The organism is Streptomyces sp. BR123 (genome assembly GCF_013401435.1).
Taxonomy (GTDB): Bacteria; Actinomycetota; Actinomycetes; order Streptomycetales; family Streptomycetaceae; genus Streptomyces.
Window position 1 is genome coordinate 15,070 of sequence record NZ_JACBGN010000044.1, and the last position, 22,761, is coordinate 37,830.

The following is a 22,761-nucleotide window of genomic DNA, read 5'->3' on the forward strand; positions in this document are numbered from 1 at the left end:
GGACGAGAGTTTGCCAGATGCCTCCTTGCCTTCGATCATCCCTCGGGACCGTCTTGCCTGCAGCCGATCGGTCCTGGGTATGACACACCCCGGAAGGACCCGGCGGCTACGACGGTCCCCGGTGCTGCTCGGGGCCGGACGCGGTGGACCCGCGGACCACCAGCTCGGGCAGGAAGACGAATTCGCTGTGCGGGGCCGGCGTGCCGCCGATCTCCTCCAGCAGGGTGCGCACGGCGGCCTGGCCCATGGCCTGTACGGGCTGCCGGATCGTGGTGAGCGGCGGATCGGTGAACGCTATGAGCGGCGAGTCGTCGAAGCCGACGACCGACACGTCCTGCGGGACGCGCAGGCCCTGCTGCCGGGCGGCGCGGATCGCGCCGAGCGCCATCATGTCGCTGGCGCAGACGATCGCCGTGCAGCCGCGCTCGATCAGCGCCGTGGTGGCGGCCTGCCCGCCCTCCAGGCTGTAGAGGGAGTGCTGGATGAGCTCCTCGACGGCGGCCTCGTCCAGGCCGAGCCGCTCCTTCATGCCGAGCCGGAAGCCCTCGATCTTGCGCAGGACGGGGACGAACCGCTTCGGGCCGACCGCCAGCCCGATCCGGGTGTGGCCGAGCGCGGTCAGGTGGGTCACCGCGAGCTGCATCGCCGCCCGGTCGTCGGGGGAGACGAACGGGGCCTGCACCTTGTCGGAAAAGCCGTTGATCAGGACAAAGGGGACGCCCTTGGCCCGCAGTTGCTCGTAGCGGCCCATGTCGGCGGTCGTGTCGGCGTGCAGGCCGGAGACGAAGATGATCCCGGAGACCCCGCGGTCGACGAGCATCTCGGTCAGCTCGTCCTCCGTGGACCCGCCGGGGGTCTGCGTGGCGAGGACCGGCGTGTACCCCTGGCGGGTCAGCGCCTGGCCGATGACCTGGGCGAGCGCCGGGAAGATGGGATTGTCCAGCTCGGGGGTGATCAACCCGACCAGGCCGGCGCTGCGCTGGCGCAGTTTCACCGGGCGCTCGTAGCCGAGCACGTCGAGCGCGGCCAGCACGGATTCGCGGGTGCCTGCGGCCACACCGGGCTTGCCGTTGAGCACGCGGCTGACTGTGGCTTCGCTGACCCCCGCCTGGGCTGCGATGTCGGCAAGCCGTGCGGTCACGGGATTGGACTGTACCGGTCGCGCACTACAAAACCCACCAGGTGCACGAATCCGGGGGAAGGCGGACGGTCCGGCCGTCCGTCTCCACGGGCGCGCTGGAGAGTACGGGACGGCCCGGCGAGGGCAGTTCTAGCGGCTCGGTCCGGGTGTTGAGGGTGCAGGCGAAGCCGGGCCGGGTGAACAGCAGCACCCCCTCGGGGGCCGGCTGCCAGGCCAGCGGGCCCGCGTCCGGGGAGCCGAGGCCCGGCAGGGCCCGGCGCAGCTCCAGGGCGGCCCGGTACAGCTCCAGGGTGGAGTGCGGGTTGCCGGTCTGCGCGGCCACGGTCAGGGAGCCCCAGCCGCGCGGCTGCGGCAGCCAGCTCCGGCCGGACGGGCCGAAGCCGAACGGCGGCTCCAGCCCGGACCAGGGCAGCGGGATGCGGCAGCCGTCGCGCAGCCCGTCCTGGCCGGCGGTGCGGCGGAAGGCGGGATCCCGGCGGACCTCGTCGGGGAGGTCGGTCACCTCGGGCAGGCCGAGCTCCTCGCCCTGGTACAGGTACGCCGACCCGGGCAGGGCCAGCATCAGCAGCGCGGCGGCCCTCGCCCGCGCCAGGCCGCGCGGCCCGTCGCCGTTGCCGTAGCGGGTGACGTGGCGCACGACGTCGTGGTTTGACAGGACCCAGGTGGTCGGGGCGCCGACGGCGGAGGTCGCGGCGAGCGACTCCTCGATCACGGTGCGCATCGCCGCGGCGTCCCAGGGGCAGTTCAGGAACCGGAAGTTGAACGCCTGGTGCAGCTCGTCGGGCCGGACGTACAGGGCGAGCCGCTCGGACGTCGGCGCCCAGGCCTCGGCGACGCCGATGCGCGGGCCCTCGTACGAGTCGAGGAGGAGGCGCCAGGAGCGGTGGATCTCGTGGACGCCGTCCTGGTCGAAGAAGGGGAGCGGCTCGGTGCCGATCAGGGTGGCCTGGGCGCCGCGGCCGATGTCGGGCAGGCCCGGCGCCTTGACCATGCCGTGGGCGACGTCGATGCGGAAGCCGTCCACGCCGAGGTCGAGCCAGAAGCGCAGGACGGAGGCGAACTCCTCCGCGACCTCGGGGTGCTCCCAGTTCAGGTCCGGCTGTTGGGGTGCGAAGAGGTGCAGGTACCAGTCGCCGTCCGGGGTGCGGGTCCAGGCGGGGCCGCCGAAGACGGACTCCCAGTCGTTCGGGGGTTCGCAGCCGTCGGCGCCGCGGCCGGGGCGGAAGTGGTAGCGGGCCCGGGACGGGCTCGCCGGGCCGGCGGCGAGGGCCTCCCGGAACCAGGGGTGCCGGTCGGAGGTGTGGTTGGGGACGACGTCGACGATGACCCTCAGGCCCAGGGCGTGGGCGGCGCGGACCAGGTCGTCGGCGTCGGCCAGGTCGCCGAAGACGGGGTCGACGGCCCGGTAGTCGGCGACGTCGTAGCCGCCGTCGGCCTGCGGGGAGGCGTAGAACGGCGTCAGCCACACGGCGTCGACGCCGAGCCGGGCCAGATGCGGCAGCCGGGAGCGCACCCCGCGCAGGTCGCCGATGCCGTCGCCGTCGCTGTCCGCGAAGGAGCGGACGTACACCTGGTAGATGACGGCATCGCGCCACCAGCCGACGGTGTCCTCGACGGCGCTTTCAGTGGTCTTGCCGGAAGCGCTTGCAAGCCCGGCCGCGGTCAGCTCATGGGTCATATCGGGCTCAACGCGGCCACATGCCCCCTGGTTGCGGGCTGCTCACCGCCTGCTTGCAGGGCTGATGACCCGACGGGAGTTGGAACGACCAGCAAGCGGCGGCAACCTTCAGGACACGCGGTTGTAACGATCCCCTCCGCTTGCAGAAAATTGCCGCAAGCCCTTTCGGACAGCTTTCAGGCTTGTTACGTTCCCTGCAACTCGGGACCGCGAGGGAGCGGCCGGGATCATCGAAGGAGTTCATATGCGGCGTGGCATAGCGGCCACCGCGCTGGTCGCGACCCTGGCGCTCGCGGCGACGGCTTGCGGCGGTGACACCAAGGACGACAGCGGCACCCAGGCCGGCGGGGAGCTCTCCGGCACGGTCACGTGGTGGGACACCTCCAACGATGCCGAGAAGGCCAGCTTCCAGAAGATCGCCGAGGCGTTCACCGCGAAGCACCCGAAGGTGACCGTCAAGTACGTCAACGTCCCGTACGGCGACGCGCAGAACAAGGTCAAGAACGCCTTCAGCAGCGGCTCCGAGGCCCCCGACGTGATCCGCGCCGACGTCGGCTGGGTCGCGGACTTCGCCTCGCTCGGGTACCTGGACCAGGTCCCGGCCGACACCGCCAAGAAGGTCGACGCCGACTTCCTGCCGCAGGCCGCGGCCAGCGGCAAGTACGAGGGCAAGACCTACGCGGTCCCGCAGGTCATCGACACCCTCGGCCTCTTCTACAACAAGAAGATGCTCGCCGACGCCGGCGTCCAGCCCCCCAAGAACCTGGAGGAGCTGAAGACCGCCGCCGCCGCGATCAAGGCGAAGACCGGCAAGGCCGGCCTGTACCTCCGCGGCGACGACTCCTACTGGTTCCTGCCGCTGATCTACGGCGAGGGCGGCGACCTGGTCGACGCGAAGAACAAGGCCGTCACGGTCGACAACGAGGCCGGCGTCAAGGCGTTCAAGGCCGCCCGTGACCTGGTCGCCTCCGGTGCAGCCGTCACCAACTCCACCGACGGCTACCAGAACATGCAGACCGCCTTCAAGACCGGCCAGGTCGCCATGATGGTCAACGGTCCCTGGGGCATCAAGGACACCTACGCCGGCGAGCAGTTCACGGACAAGGCCAACCTGGGCATCGCCCCGGTCCCGGCCGGCTCGGTCAAGGCGGGCGGCCCGCAGGGCGGCCACGACCTCGCCGTCTACGCCGGGTCGAAGAACCGCGCCGCCGCGCACGCCTTCGTCGAGTACATGACCTCGCAGGAGGTCCAGGTCCAGTCCGCCAAGGAGCTCAGCCTGCTCCCGACCCGGACCGCCGCCTACGACCAGGCCGACGTCAAGTCCAACGAGATGGTCCAGTTCTTCAAGCCGGCCGTGGACAAGGCCGTCGAGCGCGCCTGGATCCCGGAGAACGGCTCCCTCTTCGAGCCGCTGAAGGTCGAATACACCAAGGCCGTCACCGGGGCCTCGACCCCCGAGGACGCCGCCAAGGCCGCCGGCGCCGAGTTCCGCAAGATCCTCAAGGGCTGGAAGTAACAACGACCATGGCTGCTGACACCAGCCAGTCGGTGGCAACGGCCGCGGGCGACGACGAGAACCTCGTCGCCCGCGGCCGGAGCCGCACGGCTGAGGGCTCGAACCCGAAGAAGCGCGCCGCGGACCGCGGCGGGCTCAAGCGTGCTTTCGCCACGCACTGGTACGCCTGGGCCATGGTCGCCCCGGTCGTGATCGTGCTCGGCGTCATCATCGGCTGGCCGCTCGTGCGAGGCGTCTACCTGTCGCTGACGAACGCCAACGAGCGCAACGTCGCCCGTACGATCGGCGCCAATCACATCGACGCCACGTACGAGTTCGTCGGGCTCGACAACTACGCGGCCGTGCTCGCCGACCCGGTGTTCGTGCAGCGGCTGCTGTGGACGGTGGTGTGGACCGTCGCGTGCGTGTCCGTCACCTTCGCCCTGGGGCTGGCCCTGGCCAACATGCTGAACCGGGAGTTCAAGGGCCGCGCCGCCTACCGGATGGCGCTCATCCTGCCCTGGGCCGTCCCCGGCTTCGTCTCGGTCTTCGCCTGGCGGTTCCTCTTCAACCGCGACAACGGCATCCTCAACAAGCTCCTCGAAGGCGGCGGCATCGCAGCCGTCCCGTGGCTCGACGACCCGACCTGGGCCAAGGTCTCCGTCATCGCCGTCAACGTCTGGCTCGGCATCCCCTTCATGATGGTCGCCCTCCTCGGCGGCCTCCAGTCCATCCCGGGCGAGCTCTACGAAGCCGCCGAGATGGACGGCGCCAGCACCTGGCAGCGCTTCCGGCACATCACCCTGCCCGGGCTGCGGTCGGTGAGCATGACCGTGATCCTGCTCTCCACCATCTGGACCTTCAACATGTTCCCGGTGATCTTCCTGCTGACGCGGGGCGGACCGGGCGACGCCACCGAGATCCTGGTCACCCAGGCCTTCCGGCAGGCGTTCGTGGCGAGCCCGCGCGACTTCGCCGGCTCCGCGACCTGGGGCGTGCTCATCCTCGCCCTCCTCATGATCTTCGCGCTGGTCTACCGACGGGCGCTGCGCAAGCAGGGAGAGGTGTGGTGACGACCGTGGCCACCTCCACGACGACCAGCCGGTCTGCCGATCGCGCGAAGGGGAACGAGCGGGGCAAGCGCTCGCCGCTCGCCTCCGTCGGGCTGCACGCGACCCTCGTCGTCGCCTCCGTGATCGCCGTCTTCCCCGTGCTGTGGGTGCTCCTGACCTCCCTCAAGCCCGCGAAGCACGCGATCACCACCGACTTCGTCAAGGAACCCACCCTCGAGAACTACCGCTACCTGGTGGAGCAGACCTCCTTCTTCACCTGGTTCGGCAACTCCGTGCTGGTGGCCGGCATCACGACCGTGCTCGGCGTGTTCATCGCCGCGACCACCGGGTACGCCGTCAGCCGGTTCAGGTTCCCGGGCATGAAGCCGCTCATGTGGACCCTGCTGATCACGCAGATGTTCCCCATGGCCATCCTGATCGTCCCGCTCTACAACCTGATGGGGCAGCTCGGCCTGCTGAACCAGCCGGTCGGACTGATCATCACCTACCTGACCATCGCCGTGCCGTTCTGCGCCTGGATGATGAAGGGCTTCTTCGACACCATCCCGGTCGAGATCGACGAATCCGGCCGTGTCGACGGACTCAACCCCTTCGGCACCTTCTGGCGCCTCATCCTGCCGCTCGCCAAGCCCGGCCTGGCCGTCACCGGCTTCTACTCGTTCATCACCGCCTGGGGCGAGGTCGCCTACGCCTCCGCGTTCATGGTCGGCGACCAGAACCTCACCCTGGCGGGCGGCCTGCAGACCTTCGTCACGCAGTACACCGCCAACTGGGGTCCGATGACGGCCGCCTCGGTCCTCATCGCCATCCCCGCCGCCATCTTCTTCGTCTTCGCCCAGCGTCACCTCGTTGCCGGGATGACGGCGGGCGCCACCAAGGGCTGACCACCCGGCGCCCCGACCCACACATCATCCTCACCCCCGGCCCGAACCCAACCAAGGACGTCATGACCCAGCACCTCGCCGAAACACTCCCCACCGCCACCGGCACTGCGCCCGGCTGGTGGAGAGAAGCGGTGATCTACCAGGTCTATCCGCGCAGCTTCGCCGACTCCAACGGAGACGGCATGGGGGACCTCGCAGGCATCCGCAGCAGACTGCCCTACCTCAAGGAACTGGGCGTCGACGCCGTCTGGCTCAGCCCGTTCTACGCCTCCCCGCAGGCCGACGCCGGCTACGACGTCGCCGACTACCGGGCCATCGACCCCATGTTCGGCACCCTGCACGACGCCGACGCCGTGATCCGCGAAGCACACGGCCTGGGCCTGCGCATCATCGTCGACCTCGTCCCCAACCACTGCTCCGACCAGCACGAATGGTTCAAGCAGGCGCTGCGGGAGGGCCCCGGCACGCCGCTGCGCGAGCGCTTCCACTTCCGCCCCGGCAAGGGCGAGAACGGCGAGGAGCCGCCGAACGACTGGGAGTCGATCTTCGGCGGACCGGCCTGGACGCGCGTGGCCGACGGCGAGTGGTACCTGCACCTCTTCGCGCCCGAGCAGCCCGACTTCAACTGGGACCACCCTGCCGTACAGGACGAGTTCCGGTCCGTGCTGCGGTTCTGGCTGGACCTCGGGGTGGACGGCTTCCGGATCGACGTCGCCCACGGGCTCGTCAAGGCCCCCGGACTGCCCGACCTCGGCCGCGACGAGCAGCTCAAGCTGCTCGGCAACCAGGTGCTCCCCTTCTTCGACCAGGACGGCGTCCACGAGATCTACCGCGCCTGGCGCAAGGTCCTCGACGAGTACGACGGCGAGCGGATCGGCGTCGCCGAGGCCTGGACGCCCAGCGCGGACCGGACCGCCCTGTACCTGCGGCCCGACGAGCTGCACCAGGCGTTCAACTTCCACTACCTGACCACCGGATGGGACGCGGCCGCACTGCGCGCCACGATCGACGAGTCGCTGGACGCCATGCGGCCCGTGGGCGCACCGACGACGTGGGTGCTGTCCAACCACGACGTCGTGCGCCACGCCACCCGCTTCGGGGACGGCGACGCGGAGCTCGGTCTGCGGCGGGCGCGCGCCGCCGCGCTGCTGATGCTGGCGCTGCCCGGGTCGGCGTACGTCTACCAGGGCGAGGAGCTCGGCCTGCCGGAGGTCGTCGACCTGCCGGACGAGGTGCGCCAGGACCCGTCGTTCTTCAAGGAGAACGGGCAGGACGGGCTGCGCGACGGATGCCGTGTGCCGATCCCGTGGGGCGGCACCGAGGCCCCGTACGGCTTCGGGACGGGCGGCAGCTGGCTGCCGCAGCCCGAGGAGTGGGCGGGGCTGAGCGTGGAGGCGCAGACCGGCGACCCGGGCTCCACGCTGGAGCTGTACCGCAGCGCCCTGAGGATCCGCCGCGAGCGGGCCGACCTCGGCGCCGGCGACTCCGTGGAGTGGCTGCCCTCCCCGGACGGCGTCCTCGCCTTCCGCCGCGGCGGGTTCGTCTGCACCGTCAACACCACGGCCGAACCGGTCGCCGTACCCGTGCCCGGCACCGTCCTGCTGGCCAGCGGCGACCTCGCCGAACCGGGCACCCTGCCCGCCGACACGGCGGTGTGGTGGCAGGGGTGACCTCCCCACTCCGGCTGACGGACATCGCCGCGCAGGCCCAGGTCAGCGAGGCGACCGTCAGCCGGGTCCTCAACGGCAAGGCGGGCGTCGCGGCCGGCACCCGGCACAAGGTGCTGGCCGCGATGGACCTGCTCGGCTACGAACGGCCCGTACGGCTGCGCAGGCGCAGCAACGGGCTCGTCGGCCTGCTCATACCCGAGCTCACCAACCCGATCTTCCCGGCCTTCGCCCAGGTCATAGAGCAGGCGCTGGCCGGGCACGGGTACACGCCGGTGCTCTGCACGCAGACGCCCGGCGGGGCCACGGAGGACGAGCTCGTCGAGCAGCTGGAGGAGCGCGGGGTCACGGGCATCGTCTTCCTGTCCGGGCTGCACGCGGACGCGCTGGCCGACCCGGCCCGGTACCAGCGGCTCAGCTCGCGCGGGGTGCCGTTCGTCATGATCAACGGGTTCAACGAGCACGTGAACGCCCCCTTCATCTCCCCGGACGACCGGGCCGCGGCCGAGATGGCCGTACGGCACCTGGAGGACCTGGGACACCGGAGGATCGGGCTGGCGATCGGGCCCACGCGGTACGTGCCGTCGGCCCGGAAGGAGCAGGGGTTCGTCTCGGCCGTGCCGGGGGCGGCGGCCGACGGGCTCATCCAGCGCACCCTGTTCACGGTGGAGGGCGGGCACGCCGCCGGGGGCGCCCTGCTCGACCGCGGGTGCACCGGCATCGTGTGCGGCAGCGACCCGATGGCGCTCGGCGTGATACGGGCCGTGCGGGAGCGGGGGCTGCGGGTGCCCGAGGACGTCTCGGTGGTGGGGTACGACGACTCGCCGCTGATCGCGTTCACCGATCCGCCGCTCACCACGGTGCGGCAGCCCGTGCGCGCCATGGCGACCGCTGCGGTCGGGGCGCTGCTGGAGGCGGTGGGGGGTACGCCGGTGCAGCGCACCGAGTACGTGTTCCAGCCGGAGCTGGTGGTCCGGGGGTCCACCGGGACGGCGCCCCGGGGGGACTGAGCCCCGGTTCGGATTGCGGCGCACCCTCGGTTCCGTTCGGCGCGCCGCGCCCCAAGTTCCCCTTGGTCGGGGGTGGATGGGCGGCCGGTGTTTCCCGGCCGCCCATCGTCCTTCCCGGGGCAGGCCGGCGAGGCGGCCGGCAGGAAACAATTCTGCAATCTCTTGCGCAAGCTCTTGCAACGTTCTGGGGTGGACCCCTACGGTCACTGCAATCCCCACACCTCTTCCGCCAGGAGGACCCCACATGTCTGTCAGAGCTGCCAGACCTGCCAGGGCGAGCGCCGCCGGGCTCTTCGCCGCCACTGCGCTGGCCGCCGCCACCCTGACCGTGCAGGCCCCGCAGGCCGTTGCCGCGGCGCCCGGGGGCAAGGACGTCACGGCCGTGCTCTTCGAGTGGCGGTTCGAGTCCGTGGCCCGGGCGTGCACCGAGACCCTGGGGCCCGCCGGATACGGGTACGTGCAGGTGTCGCCGCCGCAGGAGCACATCCAGGGGCCGCAGTGGTGGACCTCGTACCAGCCCGTCAGCTACAGGATCGCCGGTCGGCTCGGGGACCGGGCCGCGTTCAAGGCCATGATCGACACCTGTCACGCGGCCGGGGTGAAGGTCGTCGCCGACTCCGTCATCAACCACATGGCTGCCGGTGACGGCGTGGGGACCGGGGGCAGTGCGTATACGAAGTACGGCTACCCGGGCACCTACTCCGGCGCCGACATGGACGACTGCCGGGCGGAGATCACGAACTACCGGGACCGCGTCAACGTCCAGAACTGCGAGCTCGTGCAGCTCGCCGACCTGGACACGGGCGAGGAGTACGTGCGGGGGCGGATCGCCGCCTATCTGAACGACCTGTCGTCGCTGGGCGTCGACGGGTTCCGGATCGATGCCGCCAAGCACATGCCGGCCGCCGACCTCGCCGACATCAAGTCGCGGCTGACGAATCCGAGTGCCTACTGGAAGCAGGAGGCCATCCACGGCGCAGGCGAGGCGGTGTCGCCGAGCGAGTACCTGGGGAACGGCGATGTCCAGGAGTTCCGGTACGCGCGGGACCTGAAGCGCGTCTTCCAGGACGAGAAGCTCTCCTACCTGAAGAACTTCGGTGAGGGCTGGGGCCACATGGCCTCCGGGAGCGCCGGGGTCTTCGTGGACAACCACGACACCGAGCGCGTCGGCGACACCCTGAACTACAAGAACGGCGCCGACTACACGCTGGCCAGCGTGTTCATGCTGGCGTGGCCGTACGGCTCGCCCGACGTGCACTCCGGGTACGAGTGGACCGACAAGGACGCCGGCCCGCCGAACGGCGGCCAGGTCGCCGGGTGTTACCGCGACGGGTGGAAGTGCCAGCACGCCTGGCCGGAGATCTCGTCCATGGTGGCCCTGCGGAACGCGGCGCGCGGGCAGGCCGTGACCGACTGGTGGGACAACGGCAACGACCAGATCGCCTTCGGCCGGGGCAGCAAGGCGTTCGTGGTCATCAACCACGAGGGCGCTGCTCTGACGCGTACCTTCCAGACCTCGCTGCCGGCGGGGGACTACTGCGACGTGCAGAGCGGGAGGAACGTTTCCGTCGGGGCGGACGGCCGGTTCTCCGCGACGGTCGCAAGCAACACGGCGCTCGCGCTCCACGTCGGGGCGCGCAGCTGCGGCGTCGGGGCCGCGGGCGCTTCCTTCGCCGTGAACGCCACCACCGTGCTCGGGCAGGACGTCTACGTCGCCGGCGACCGGGCCGAGTTGGGCAACTGGAGCCCCGCCGCGGCCGTGAAGCTCGACCCGTCCGCCTACCCGGTGTGGAAGCTCGACGTCACCCTCCCGGCCGGTACGGCGTTCGCGTACAAGTACCTCCGCAAGGACGCCGCCGGGAACGTCATCTGGGAGAGCGGCGCCAATCGCACCGCCGCCGTTCCGGCGGGCAGCAAGGTCGTCCTGAACGACACCTGGCGCAACTGACGCCCCACAGACCAGGGCCGCCCGGCACCCAGTGAGAAACCCCGCCACCGCCGGGCGGCCCTCTTCACGTGACCAAGGAGAGCCGCCTTGATACGCCCTGCCGCAGGAGTCGTCGCCGCCGCGCTGGCCGTGACGCTCCTGCCCGCCCTGCCCGCCGAGGCCGCCGGAAGACCCCCCGGGCCGCCGTCGGACGCCAAACTGGCCGCCGAGCCCGCGCGGCACGACCTGACGCGGGAGCAGTTCTACTTCGTGCTCCCGGACCGGTTCGCCAACGGCGACCCGCGCAACGATGCGGGAGGCATCGGCGGCGGCCGGCTGGAGACCGGCCTGGACCCGACCGACAAGGGCTTCTACCAGGGCGGTGACCTCAAGGGGCTGACGGACCGGCTCGACTACATCAAGGGGCTGGGCACCACCGCCATCTGGATGGCGCCGATCTTCAAGAACCAGCCCGTGCAGGGCAAGGGCGACGACGTCTCGGCCGGCTACCACGGCTACTGGATCACCGACTTCACGCAGGTGGACCCGCACTTCGGGACCAACGCCGACCTCGCGAACCTGATCGAGAAGGCCCACGGGAAGGGGATGAAGGTCTTCTTCGACGTCATCACCAACCACACGGCCGACGTCGTCGACTACCGCGAGCAGTCCTACTCGTACCTGTCGAAGGGGGCCTTTCCGTACCTGACGAAGGACGGGGTCGCCTTCGACGACGCGGACTACGCGGCCGGGAAGAAGTTCCCGGCCGTCGGGCCCTCTTCGTTCCCGCGCACGCCGTTCGTGCCCGAGGGGAAGAAGAACCTCAAGGTGCCGGCGTGGCTCAACGATCCCACCATGTACCACAACCGGGGCGACTCCACCTTCGCCGGTGAGTCCTCCGAGCAGGGCGACTTCTTCGGGCTCGACGACCTGTGGACCGAGCGTCCCGAGGTCGTCAGCGGCATGGAGAAGATCTACGAGAAGTGGGTCAGGGACTTCGGCGTCGACGGGTTCCGGATCGACACCGTCAAGCACGTGAACACCGAGTTCTGGACGCAGTGGGCCACGGCCCTGGACACGTACGCCGCCAAGCAGGGGCGCAAGAACTTCTTCATGTTCGGAGAGGTCTACTCGGCCGACACGGCCGTCACCTCGCCGTACGTGACACGGGGACGGCTGGATGCCACCCTCGACTTCCCGCTGCAGGACGCCATCCGTGCGTACGCCTCCCAGGGGGCGGCGGCCGGGCGGCTGGCCGGTGTCCTCGCCGACGACTACCGGTACACGACGGACAAGGCCAACGCCTATGAGCAGGTCACGTTCCTCGGCAACCACGACATGGGGCGGTTCGGCACCTTCCTGAAGCAGGACCGGCCCGGAGCCGGTGAGCAGGAGCTGCTGGACCGGTACCGGCTCGCCAACGAGCTGATGTTCCTCTCGCGCGGCAATCCCGTCGTCTACTCCGGTGACGAGCAGGGATTCACCGGCGCCGGCGGCGACAAGGACGCCCGGCAGCCCCTGTTCGCCACGAAGATCGCCGACTATCTCGATGACGATCAGCTCGGTACCGGGCGTACCCATGCCAGTGACGCGTACGACCAGCAGCACCCGATCTACCGGCAGATCGCCGGCCTGTCCAAGCTGACCAAGGAGCACCCGGCCCTGCGGGACGGCGTCCAGAGCGAGCGGCTGGCGGACGGCTCGGTCTACGCCTTCGCGCGGACCGATGCCCGGAGCCGCACCGAATACCTCGTCGCCGCCAACAACGGCACGGAATCGCGGACCGTCGAGATCGACGCCCCCGCCGGCGCCCAGTACCGCACCCTGTACGGCGGCACCGCGCTGATCCGCGCCTCCGCAGCCGGCAAGCTCACCGTGGTGGTGCCCGCCCTCGGGTCGGTGGTGCTGCGGGGCATCGAGCCGCTCCCCGCCCCGGCCTCCAAGCCCGCGGTGACGCTGAAGGCGCCCGCCGCAGGGGCTGCGGGAACCGTCGAGGTGTCCGCGGACGTCAGCGGCGGCGGGCTCAACCGCGTCGTCTTCGCCGCCCAGGTCGGGAACGGCCCGTGGCAGGTGCTCGGCTCCGCGGACCACGCTCCGTACAAGGTCACCCAGCACGTGCACGCCCCGGCCGGGACGCCGCTGCGCTACAAGGCCGTGGCCGTCGACGCCGGTGGCCGTACCGCGAGCGCCCTGGGCGAGTCGGTGGCCGGGCAGGTCCCGCCCGTCCGTGTGCCCACCGCCGTGCAGCGCGACTACGCCGTCGTCCACTACCGGCGGGCCGACGGGGACTACACGAACTGGCGGCTGTACGCCTGGGGGGACATCGCCGACGGGGAGGCCACGCCCTGGCCCGCCGGGCACGACTTCACCGGCCGCGACGCGTACGGTGCCTTCGCCTGGGTCAAGCTCAAGCCCGGCGCCTCGTCGATCGGCTACCTGGTGATCGACAAGGACGGAAACAAGGACGTCGCCGCCGACCGTGCCCTGGACGTGACGCGCACCGGCGAGGTCTGGCTGGAGCAGGGCAAGGAGGCCGCGCAGACCGAGCGGCCCGCCTACCCGCCGCAGGACACGGGCAAGGCCGTGCTGCACTACAAGCGCGCCGACGGGGCCTACGACGGCTGGGGCCTGCACGTGTGGGCCGGGGCCGCGAACCCGACCGACTGGTCCAAGCCGCTGATGCCCGCCCGCTTCGATGCCTACGGCGCCGTTTTCGAGGTGCCGCTCGCCGCCGGGGCCGGTTCGCTCAGCTACATCGTCCACAAGGGCGACGAGAAGGACCTTCCCGCGGACCAGTCGCTCGACCTGAAGGGCACCGGGCACGAGGCGTGGATGCTGGGCGGGCAGGCCCCCTACCTGCTCCCGCAGCCCGCAGGGGCGGCCGCCGGGATCGACCTCGGGAAGGCGCAGGCCGTCTGGATCGACCGCGACACCGTGGCGTGGAACGCTCCGCCGGCCGCTGCCTCCGTCCAACTGCTGGCGTCCGCGGACGGAGCGGTCAAGGCCGAGAACGGCACGCTGACCGGGGCCGCACAGTGGCTTCGGCTCTCCGCCGCGAAGCTCACCGACGCGCAGAAGCAGAAGTTCCCGCACCTGGCCTCGTACAGCGCCTTCACGGTGGACGCGCGGGACCGCGGACGCGTGCGGGAGGCCCTGCGGGGGCAGGTCGTCGCCTCCGCGCGGGCCGGCAACGGGGCCGTTCTCGCTGCCACGGGCGTCCAGCTCGCGGGGGTGCTCGACGATCTGTACGCCACCCAGGCCGCACTCGGGCCGGTGTTCGACCACGGCCGGCCCACCCTGTCGGTGTGGGCGCCGACCGCGCGGAAGGTCGAGCTCGAACTCGACGGCCGCGTCCTGCCCATGCGCCGCGACGACGCCACCGGCGTCTGGTCGGCGCGCGGCGAGCGGTCCTGGGCCGGCAAGCCGTACCGGTACGCCGTGACGGTGTGGGCGCCCGGCGCCCGGCAGATGGTCCGCAACGTGGTGACGGATCCCTACTCCACTGCGCTGACGACCGATTCCGCGGCGAGCCTGGTGGTGGACCTCGCCGATCCCAAGCTGGCCCCGCCCGGCTGGCGGCAGCTGCGCAAGCCCGCCGCCGTGCCCTTCAACTCGGCGCAGATCCAGGAACTCCACGTCCGGGACTTCTCCATCGCCGACCCCACCAGCCGGCACCCCGGCCAGTACCTTGCCTTCACCGACAGCGGCTCGGCGGGCATGCGGCACCTGCGCGACCTCGCGGCCGCCGGGACCTCGTACGTCCACCTGCTGCCGGCCTTCGACATCGGCACCATCCCCGAGAAGCGCGAGGACCGCACCGAGCCCGCCTGCGACCTCAAGGTGTACGCGCCGGACTCCGAGCAGCAGCAGGCCTGCGTGGCCGCGGCAGCCGCCAAGGACTCCTACAACTGGGGCTACGACCCGCTGCACTACACCGTCCCGGAGGGCTCGTACGCCAGCGACCCGAACGGGACCGCCAGGACCGTCGAGTTCCGGAAGATGGTGCAGGGGCTGGGCGAGGCCGGACTGCGGACCGTGATGGACGTGGTCTACAACCACACCGTGGCCTCCGGACAGGACGGCAAGTCGGTACTGGACCGGATCGTGCCCGGCTACTACCAGCGGCTGCTCGCCGACGGCAGTGTGGCCACGTCGACGTGCTGCGCCAACACGGCTCCCGAGAACGCCATGATGGGCCGCCTCGTCGTGGACTCCATCGTCACCTGGGCCAAGGAGTACAAGGTCGACGGCTTCCGCTTCGACCTGATGGGCCACCACCCGAAGGACAACGTCCTCGCCGTGCGCAAGGCCCTCGACGGGCTGACCCCGGAGAAGGACGGCGTCGACGGGAAGAAGATCATCCTGTACGGGGAGGGCTGGAACTTCGGCGAGGTCGCGAACGACGCGCGGTTCGTCCAGGCCACGCAGCCGAACATGGCCGGGACCGGGATCGCGACCTTCTCGGACCGCGCCCGCGACGCAGTGCGGGGCGGAGGCCCCTTCGACGAGGACCCGCGCGTGCAGGGCTTCGCCTCCGGGCTGTTCACGGCCCCGAACGGCTCCCCCGCCAACGGGACGGCCGCCGAGCAGCGGGCCCGACTGTTGCACGACCAGGACCTGATCAAGGTCGGCCTCTCCGGGAACCTCGCCTCCTACACCTTCACCGACACCTCCGGGCGCCGGGTCAAGGGCTCCGAGGTGGACTACAACGGTGCCCCCGCCGGGTACGCGGCGGCCCCCGGGGACGCCCTCGCCTATGCCGACGCGCACGACAACGAGACCCTCGCCGACGCCCTGACGTACAAGCTGCCCCAGGGCACCGCCGCAGCCGACCAGGCCCGGATGCAGGTGCTGGCCATGGGCGTGGCGGCGCTGTCCCAGGGGCCCGCGCTGTCGCAGGCCGGGACGGACCTGCTCCGTTCCAAGTCCCTGGACCGGAACTCGTACGACAGCGGCGACTGGTTCAACGCGATCCACTGGGACTGCCGTGACGGCAACGGCTTCGGGCGGGGACTTCCCCCGGCTGCGGACAACCGGTCCAAGTGGCCGTACGCCAAGCCGCTCCTGACCGGGCCCGCCCCGGGCTGCACGGAGATCAACGGCGCCTCGGCCGCCTACCGCGACCTGCTGAAGATCCGGACCACCGAGCCCGGCTTCGGTCTGGGCACGGCCCGGCAGGTGCAGGACGCGCTGGCCTTCCCGCTCTCGGGGAAGGACGAGACCCCCGGGGTCATCACCATGACGCTGGGCCGCCTGGTGGTCGTCTTCAACGCCACGCCCGGCACCCAGAGCCAGCGGATCCCCGCCCTCGCCGGAACCGGCCACGCCCTGCACCCCGTGCAGGCCGCCGGCTCCGACGCGGTCGTCAAGCAGTCCTCCTACGACGCGGAGAAGGGAGAGTTCCGCATCCCTGGCCGCACCATCGCGGTCTTCACACGAGGCTGAGCCGGTCGAGCCGCTTCTCCAGCAGGATCACCCCGTAGATGCGGCCGTCCTTCCCCTCCTTGTGCGGGAACTCCCCGACCACCCGGTAGCCCGCGTTCCGGTAGTACGCGAGCAGCCGGGGGTTGGTGGAGACGCAGTCCAGCCGCGCCCGCGGCAGACCGGAACCGGCGATCCGGCGCTCGGCATGTTCGAGCAGCCGCCGGCCGGTCCCCGCGGGCGCGGTCTTGCGTTCCACCATCAGCCGGTGCACGTAGCCGGCGACAGGAGGCTGCACGCCCCAGGCCTCCTCGTCCGACCACCACAGCTCGTACGCCCCGACGATCCGCCCCCCGGGACCCCCCGCGAGCCACACCTCACCGTCGCGCATCTTCCCCGTGAAGTGCGCGACGTCCTTGTCCCCGGGCTTCCACTGCTCGATCCCGTTCTTCTGCATCCACCGGGCGGCCTGGTCGTACAGGGCCACCAGCGCGGCGGCGTCCTTCTCCACGGCCCGCCGGAACAGGATCCCCTCGTCTTCAATGATCACGCGCGTATTATCACGCGATCATCAGTGCGGGTCCGGCGCCGGTTCCGGTGTGTTGGGCACCAGCAGGGCGAGGCGGCCCACCAGTTCGCCGAACGGCCCGTCGGCCGGCTCGCCCTCCAGGATCCGCGCCATGATCCCGGCCATCTCGGTGTCGTACGCGGCGCTCACCGCGGCCAGCGCCGCGAAATCGTGCACCAGCTGCAACTCCAGCTCGGCCCGCGGGATCTCCCGGCCCTCCAGCCAGATCAGCGCCGTGGACTCGGCGAGCGACACCCACGACCGCACCACCAGCGCCAGGCGGGCCGGCGGCCTCTCGATGCCGAGGTGCTTGATGATCTGGTCGTACGCGGCCTGCCGGACCTCGTCGATCATCGCGTTGGTCCGGGTCGAGCCGACCGCCGGACCACCGCGCATCAGCGCGGAGAAACCCGGCCCGTGGTCCTCCACGAACGCGAAGAACCGGCCCATGACGCGCAGCAGCCGCGCCCCGAGCGGACCCTCGTGCGGTTCCGCGAACCGCTGCGCCAGATCGTCGGCCGCCCGCCGCAGCGCCGCCTCGTACAGGCTCAACTTGCCGGGGAAGTAGTGGTAGACGAGCGGCCGCGATATGCCCGCGGCCGCCGCGATCTCGTCGATCGACACGTCGTCGGGCGACCTGTTGCTGAACAGCTCCAGGGCGACCCCGATCAGCTGCTGCCGCCGCTCCTCGACACCCATCCTGCGCCGCACCCCGGTTGTCATGCGGACACCCTACTTCGCCATCGGGTGACCGGATCTCCCCGGTTGTCCGTGAATACCCGCAGGTCGGGGGCGGTCCTTACAAGTCGAGGAGCAGGCGGTCGCCCTTCGCTCGGGACACGCACAGGAGTATCGAGTCCTTCCGCTCCCCGTCCGTGAGGAGCTCGTCCCGGTGGTCGACCCCGCCCGCCAGAACCCGGTGTCGGCAGGTCCCGCAGAAGCCCTGCTCGCAGGAGTACGGGGTGTCCGGCAGCACCCGGCGGACGGCGGCCAGGGCCGATTCGCCGGCCCCGACCTCGACCGTGCGGCCCGAGCGGGCGAGGTCGAGGGTGAACGGGTGGGCCGTGGCGGGGGAAGTCGAGGGGGCGAACCGTTCCAGGCGGACCGCCGCCGGGTCGGGGGCGGCGGCGAGGACGGCGGCCGTCAGGGGTTCCGGGCCGCAGCAGTAGACCAGCGTGCCAGGGCTGGTCGCGCAGAGCCGTCCGGCCAGGTCCGGCAGGCCCGCCTCGTCCTCCGGGACCACGGTGACCCGGCCCCCGTACGCGGCGAGTTCGGGCAGGAACGGCATCGAGGCGCGGGAGCGGCCCCCGTACAGCAGGGTCCAGTGCGCCCCGGCGGCGGTGGCGGACCGGAGCATCGGCAGGATCGGGGTGATGCCGATGCCGCCCGCGACGAACGCGTACGAGGGGGCGGGCTCCAGCGCGAAGCGGTTGCGCGGCGGGCGCAGCTGCAGCTCGGCGCCCTCGACGAGGCGGGTGTGGGCCTCGCGGGAGCCGCCGCGGCCGTCCTCGACCAGCCGGATCGCGATCGTGTAGCGCCCGGTATCGGCGGGGTCTCCGCACAGGCTGTACTGGCGGACCAGGCCGGAGGGGAGGATGACGTCGACGTGCGCGCCCGGCGCCCAGGCCGGCAGCTCCGGGGAGGCCACGGTCAGCCGGACCACCCCTTGCGCCGGTTCGGTGCGCGACACGATCAGGGCGCTCAGGCGGCGGCGCGGCGAGTACCCGGAGACCGGGGTCTCCAGGGCGGGCAGCGGCCAGAGGGGCGAGCGGGATATGCGCCGGCGCAGGGCGCGCTTCGTCAGCCACGCGGCGCCCGCGAACGCCGCGACGGCCAGGGCACGGCTGCTCATGGCCGGACACCGCCGTTCGCGCCGGGGGAGGACGCCAGATAGGCGGCGGCCTGGGCGGTGGAGCCCTCCTGGGACGGGTGGTACGCGGGGGAGAGGTAGGTCGGGATCGACTTGAGCATCGCACTCGTGGACGGCAGCGTGCCCTGCTGCCCGGCCCGAAAGAACTGGCCGAACGAGGCCTTGCCGTCGCGCAGTTCCGGGTCGTTCTCCATGAAGAAACGGGCGCCGCGCTGCCAGAGGAAGACGAGGGCGGCGAAGGCCGTGGCCCAGGTCCGGACCCGGCGGCGGTAGCCGCCGTCCACGTGCATGAACAGGTCGAAGGCCACCGAGCGGTGCTCGACCTCCTCCGCGCCGTGCCAGCGCAGCAGGTCGAGCATCATCGGATCGGCGCCGCGCCGGTCCAACTCGTCCGCGTTCAGCACCCAGTCGCCGAGGAATGCCGTGTAGTGCTCGATCGCCGCGATCATGGCGACCCGCTCCATCAGCCACCAGTGCCGCGCCCGGCCGGGCGGCAGGGTCCGGTCGCCGAGCAGCTTCTCGAAGAGCCAGTCCACCTGGGCGGTGTACGGGGTCGGGTCCAGGCCGAGCCGCTTGAGGTGGGGGAGCACGTCGTCGTGCGCGGCGGCGTGCACGGCCTCCTGGCCGATGAAGCCGATGACGTCCGCGCGGAGCCGTTCGTCCCTGATGTGGGGGAGCACCTGCTTGTAGACGTGCACGAACCAGCGCTCGCCGGCGGGCAGGAGCAGGTGCAGCACGTTGATGGTGTGCGTGGCGAAGGGATCGCCCGGCAGCCAGTGCAGGGGGGTGTGGTCCCAGCCGAAGGACACGTTGCGCGCCCTGAGTCCTGCATGTTCCGACAGCGGCTTATTAGACATGGCGTCAATGTACTGACGGGTTGGGGGGTTGGGAATCCCCTCGGCACCCGCTAGTCTTCTGCGTAGCGCAGTTGATGTGCGACGCAGAGAGCGCGTGACGCCGGGTCATGCGCTGCTGCCCGCTGTCCTCACGGGGGAACCATGCTCACCATCGCCGTCACCGGAGCCACCGGAGCCCAGGGCGGGGCCACCGCCCGGGCCCTGCTCGACGCGGGCCACCGGGTCCGTGCGCTCACCCGCGACCCCGCCTCGCCCGCCGCGGACGCCCTGCGCCGTCTCGGTGCCGACGTGCGGAGCGCCGACTTCGACGACCGTGGCTCGCTCGACGCCGCCCTCGCCGGGGCGGACTCGCTCTTCGCGGTCACCACCCCGTTCGGCACCGACATCGCCACCGAGACCCGGCAGGGCCGCACCCTCGTCGACGCCGCGGCGGACGCCCGCCTCGGGCACGTCCTGTTCACCTCCGCGGCCCACGCCGACCGCGGCACCGGCATCCCGCACTACGAGAGCAAGCAGCTCATCGAGCAGCACCTGCAGGCCGCCGGGGTGCCCTGGACCGTGATCGGCCCGGCCGCGTTCATGGACAACCACGCCACCGGCTGGACCCTGGACGGGCTCCGCGAGGGCTCCTTCGCCTGGCCGATGCCCGAGGACGTCCCGCTCACCCTCATATCCGCCGACGACATCGGTGCGTTCGCGGCGCTGGTCCTGGGACGCCGCGCCGAGTTCACCGGCCGCCGCATCGACATAGCCGCCGATGAGCTCACCCCCGCCCGAATAGCGGAGGTCCTCGCCGCCGCCACCGGCCGCGCGATCGCCCACCGGCAAGTGCCGCTCGCCCAGGTCCGCAACCGGTCCGAGGACCTGGCGGCCATGTTCGCGTACTTCACCGCCCACGGCCTCGATGTCGACACCGCCCGGCTGCGGCGCGACCATCCCGAGGTCGGCTGGCGGACGTTCGCCGACTGGGCCGCGGGCCAGGACTGGCCCGCACTCCTGTCCGGTGCCACTCCGGCGCATGCTGCGGGAGCGCACGCCTGATGTGCGTCGCGTGACGTGCGTCGCGTGACCTGCATCGGCGCCGCGGGAACGGCCTCCCTCCGGGCTGCTACCCGCCCAGGGCCCGGGCCTTGGTGCCGTCCGTGAGCTTGCCCGACAGCTCTACCCGGGCTCCCGCCGGAGCCTTCAACGCCAGCCGGTTGCCCGTCGCCGAACCGTTCACCCCGCCGCCCGAAGCCGAGAGCGACGCGAACTGCGCGCTGCCCGCCGCCAGGGTGTACCACTGGCCCGCCTTCGACTTCCACAGCACGCCCGCCAGCACCCGCGGCTCCCGCGGGCCGCAGGCCGGCGAGCCCTCCGCCTTGGCCGCCTGCGCCGCCAGCGGGGCACCCGGGGCCAGGAACTGGGCCTGGACACGGTCCTGCACCCCCGCCCAGGTCTCCGCCCGCGTGCACAGCCAGGCCGCCGTGCCCTCACCCTCGGGCAGCTGCTGCTTGGCGTAGGTCCAGGCGTTGACCGCGCGGACCCCCGCCGAGCGGACCGACGGCAGCAGGCAGGCGATCCGTGACCAGTCGCCGAGCTCCCCGCCCTCCGCGGCATCCCGCTCCGCGCCCGGAGCGCCCGAGGTCAGCCGGGCCGGGGCCAGTTCGCCCAGGTCCGTCACCAGGCGGGTGGAGCCGTCGCCGGTCAGCGCCAGCGCGTTCCAGCTGGTGCAGCTGCCGGACGGGGCGGGGCTCGGCACCGGCGGGGTGATCCCGTCCGGGCCCAGCTTCAGCGGCACCGCGGCCTCGCCCGGCTTCAGAAGGTCCCGCAGGCCCACCCCCGAGGTCCAGGGCGCGACCAGGTAGCGGACGTTCCCGTCGACCCGGCTCAGCACCAGCCCGGTGGCGGTATCCGCCGACGCGCCGTCCGTACGGGCGAAGTCGAGGGCGGTGACCGCGGTCCCGGTGCGCGGCTCGGCGTACCGGACCACACGCAGCCCGTCGTACAGCAGGACCACCACGGCCTGGTCGACCGTGCCCGCGAACAGCAGCTGCGGCGGGCCCATGGGCGGCCCCGGCGGCGTGCCCGGCGTGGCAGAGGCGACGACCGACTTGCCCGGCCGCGCCCACACGGCCAGCGCCCGGCGCAGCAGCCCCGTGTCGTCGACGCGGTCGCCGCGCGCCGGCCAGGTCGAGAAGCCCGTACGGGACGACGTCTGCCACAGCGTGGGCGCGACCCGGATCAGCCTGGCCGGGTCCATGGCCTGCTCCACGGCGGCGTTGCGCGCGTACGGCGGAGCCGCTGCCCCGTCCGCACCCCAGCCACCCCCCGGAAGCGCGAGCAGCACCCCGCAGACGGCGAGGGCGGCCCCGGCGGCCAGCGCGGCCCGCCCGATCCGGCGGCGGCGCAGCAGATCGGTGGGCCGCGCCTGCAGTACGCACGGATCGAACTCGGGGGAGGCGAACAGCCGGTCGTGGGCCGGGTCCCCGGACCCCGCGACCGCGGCCTCCGGGTCGGCCACCCCGGCTGCGGCCAGCACCCGCAGCACCTCCGGCTCCGGCAGCCGCTCCAGCGCCCGCAGCACGCAGGCGGCCCGGCCCGGCCCGTCGAGCGTGGCGAGCCACTGGTCCAGGGCCAGTTCCTCGGCCCCGCCGGAACGAGGGAACAGCCGCAGTCCCCACACCTGAGGGAGGACCGCCGGCAGCTGCGACCGCCGGGGCAGCGCACGGAAGGTCAGCGGAACACCCGCCTCCAGCGCGGAGCGCAGCACCCGCAGCCGAACGTACGCGTACCCCGCGTCGCCGCCCCGGCTCCCGCTGCCGGGGCGGTCTCCGCGCTGGCCGGGAAGCCCGCCGTGGCGTGCCCGGGACGCGGCCCTCCCGGTCCTCCCGCCTGACCGCCGTCCGTGCGGCAGCGCGCGCTGGGCCAGCGAGTGGGCGGTGAGCACCCGCCGGTGGCGGCCCAGGGAGGGCGGCAGCACCAGGTAGGCGAGCCGCACCAGCCGCGGGTAGTGCTCGACGATCGCGGCCTCGGCCTGCTCGACGTCGGGCGTCGCGGGAGACGGGGGGCGGGTGGCGGTGTCCGGCGCAGTCACGTTCAGCTGAACGAGCGAATGGCCGGATGGTCACCGCCCCCAGGTCACGCGTTCGGGCCGAGCGGGGGTGAGGCTCGGGGGCGCAGGGGACGGG

Annotated in this window: 15 protein-coding genes; 8 read left to right on the plus strand and 7 right to left on the minus strand. The window is 72.0% G+C overall.

Annotated elements, in window-relative coordinates; all coding sequences use genetic code 11:
• Positions 1-106 precede the first annotated feature (106 nt).
• Positions 107-1,141, minus strand: a complete 1,035-nt coding sequence (locus tag HYE82_RS10330; protein ID WP_179173665.1) for a LacI family DNA-binding transcriptional regulator — start codon at positions 1,139-1,141, stop codon at positions 107-109.
• Between the two features lie 25 nt (positions 1,142-1,166).
• Positions 1,167-2,819, minus strand: a complete 1,653-nt coding sequence (locus HYE82_RS10335) for a glycoside hydrolase family 13 protein (protein WP_179173666.1) — start codon at positions 2,817-2,819, stop codon at positions 1,167-1,169.
• A 244-nt stretch (positions 2,820-3,063) separates the two neighbouring features.
• Here HYE82_RS10335 and HYE82_RS10340 point away from each other — a divergent pair, with 244 nt between their 5' ends.
• The 7 genes from HYE82_RS10340 (at position 3,064) to pulA (ending at position 16,320) form a co-directional block, all read left to right on the plus strand.
• Complete coding sequence (locus HYE82_RS10340) at positions 3,064-4,335, plus strand: extracellular solute-binding protein (protein ID WP_179173667.1); 1,272 nt, start codon at positions 3,064-3,066, stop codon at positions 4,333-4,335.
• A gap of 8 nt (positions 4,336-4,343) precedes the next feature.
• Positions 4,344-5,387: a carbohydrate ABC transporter permease gene (locus HYE82_RS10345; RefSeq protein WP_179173668.1), complete on the plus strand. Its 1,044-nt coding sequence runs from the start codon at positions 4,344-4,346 to the stop codon at positions 5,385-5,387.
• A 5-nt stretch (positions 5,388-5,392) separates the two neighbouring features.
• Positions 5,393-6,271, plus strand: a complete 879-nt coding sequence (locus HYE82_RS10350; RefSeq protein ID WP_179173679.1) for a sugar ABC transporter permease — start codon at positions 5,393-5,395, stop codon at positions 6,269-6,271.
• 62 nt (positions 6,272-6,333) lie between these two features.
• Positions 6,334-7,941: a glycoside hydrolase family 13 protein gene (locus HYE82_RS10355; RefSeq protein ID WP_179173669.1), complete on the plus strand. Its 1,608-nt coding sequence runs from the start codon at positions 6,334-6,336 to the stop codon at positions 7,939-7,941.
• A complete protein-coding gene (locus HYE82_RS10360) occupies positions 7,929-8,948 on the plus strand; it encodes a LacI family DNA-binding transcriptional regulator (RefSeq protein WP_309144261.1) in 1,020 nt (339 codons plus the stop codon). The genes HYE82_RS10355 and HYE82_RS10360 overlap by 13 nt, the downstream gene beginning before the upstream one ends.
• Before the next feature lie 244 nt (positions 8,949-9,192).
• Positions 9,193-10,896, plus strand: a complete 1,704-nt coding sequence (locus tag HYE82_RS10365) for a carbohydrate-binding module family 20 domain-containing protein (protein WP_179173671.1) — start codon at positions 9,193-9,195, stop codon at positions 10,894-10,896.
• Between the two features lie 87 nt (positions 10,897-10,983).
• Positions 10,984-16,320: a pullulanase-type alpha-1,6-glucosidase gene (gene pulA / locus HYE82_RS10370; protein WP_218782459.1), complete on the plus strand. Its 5,337-nt coding sequence runs from the start codon at positions 10,984-10,986 to the stop codon at positions 16,318-16,320.
• Here the strand turns inward: pulA and HYE82_RS10375 are convergent.
• The 4 genes from HYE82_RS10375 to HYE82_RS10390 form a co-directional block, all read right to left on the minus strand.
• A complete protein-coding gene (locus tag HYE82_RS10375) occupies positions 16,307-16,843 on the minus strand; it encodes a GNAT family N-acetyltransferase (protein ID WP_309144263.1) in 537 nt (178 codons plus the stop codon). The two genes, pulA and HYE82_RS10375, sit on opposite strands and share 14 nt — an antisense overlap.
• A gap of 24 nt (positions 16,844-16,867) precedes the next feature.
• Positions 16,868-17,587 (minus strand): TetR/AcrR family transcriptional regulator, encoded by a 720-nt coding sequence (locus tag HYE82_RS10380; RefSeq protein ID WP_179173672.1) that lies wholly within the window; start codon positions 17,585-17,587, stop codon positions 16,868-16,870.
• Between the two features lie 76 nt (positions 17,588-17,663).
• Complete coding sequence (locus HYE82_RS10385) at positions 17,664-18,716, minus strand: PDR/VanB family oxidoreductase (RefSeq protein ID WP_179173673.1); 1,053 nt, start codon at positions 18,714-18,716, stop codon at positions 17,664-17,666.
• Positions 18,713-19,591: a metal-dependent hydrolase gene (locus HYE82_RS10390; protein ID WP_179173674.1), complete on the minus strand. Its 879-nt coding sequence runs from the start codon at positions 19,589-19,591 to the stop codon at positions 18,713-18,715. Before HYE82_RS10390 ends, HYE82_RS10385 begins: the two co-directional genes overlap by 4 nt.
• A 141-nt stretch (positions 19,592-19,732) precedes the next feature.
• Here HYE82_RS10390 and HYE82_RS10395 point away from each other — a divergent pair, with 141 nt between their 5' ends.
• A complete protein-coding gene (locus HYE82_RS10395; protein WP_179173675.1) occupies positions 19,733-20,632 on the plus strand; it encodes an NmrA/HSCARG family protein in 900 nt (299 codons plus the stop codon).
• Between the two features lie 67 nt (positions 20,633-20,699).
• On the opposite strand, the gene HYE82_RS10400 is transcribed toward HYE82_RS10395, so the two are convergent.
• A complete protein-coding gene (locus HYE82_RS10400) occupies positions 20,700-22,667 on the minus strand; it encodes a hypothetical protein (protein ID WP_179173676.1) in 1,968 nt (655 codons plus the stop codon).
• Between the last annotated feature and the right edge of the window lie 94 nt (positions 22,668-22,761).

Bases quoted from the DNA above. Each gene is read 5' to 3' on its own strand.
- HYE82_RS10335 (WP_179173666.1), bottom strand. From the start codon at position 2,819: ATGACCCATGAGCTGACCGCGGCCGGGCTTGCAAGCGCTTCCGGCAAG.
- HYE82_RS10340 (WP_179173667.1), top strand. From the start codon at position 3,064: ATGCGGCGTGGCATAGCGGCCACCGCGCTGGTCGCGACCCTGGCGCTC.
- HYE82_RS10345 (WP_179173668.1), top strand. From the start codon at position 4,344: ATGGCTGCTGACACCAGCCAGTCGGTGGCAACGGCCGCGGGCGACGAC.
- HYE82_RS10355 (WP_179173669.1), top strand. From the start codon at position 6,334: ATGACCCAGCACCTCGCCGAAACACTCCCCACCGCCACCGGCACTGCG.
- HYE82_RS10365 (WP_179173671.1), top strand. From the start codon at position 9,193: ATGTCTGTCAGAGCTGCCAGACCTGCCAGGGCGAGCGCCGCCGGGCTC.
- HYE82_RS10380 (WP_179173672.1), bottom strand. From the start codon at position 17,587: ATGACAACCGGGGTGCGGCGCAGGATGGGTGTCGAGGAGCGGCGGCAG.
- HYE82_RS10385 (WP_179173673.1), bottom strand. From the start codon at position 18,716: ATGAGCAGCCGTGCCCTGGCCGTCGCGGCGTTCGCGGGCGCCGCGTGG.
- HYE82_RS10390 (WP_179173674.1), bottom strand. From the start codon at position 19,591: ATGTCTAATAAGCCGCTGTCGGAACATGCAGGACTCAGGGCGCGCAAC.
- HYE82_RS10395 (WP_179173675.1), top strand. From the start codon at position 19,733: ATGCTCACCATCGCCGTCACCGGAGCCACCGGAGCCCAGGGCGGGGCC.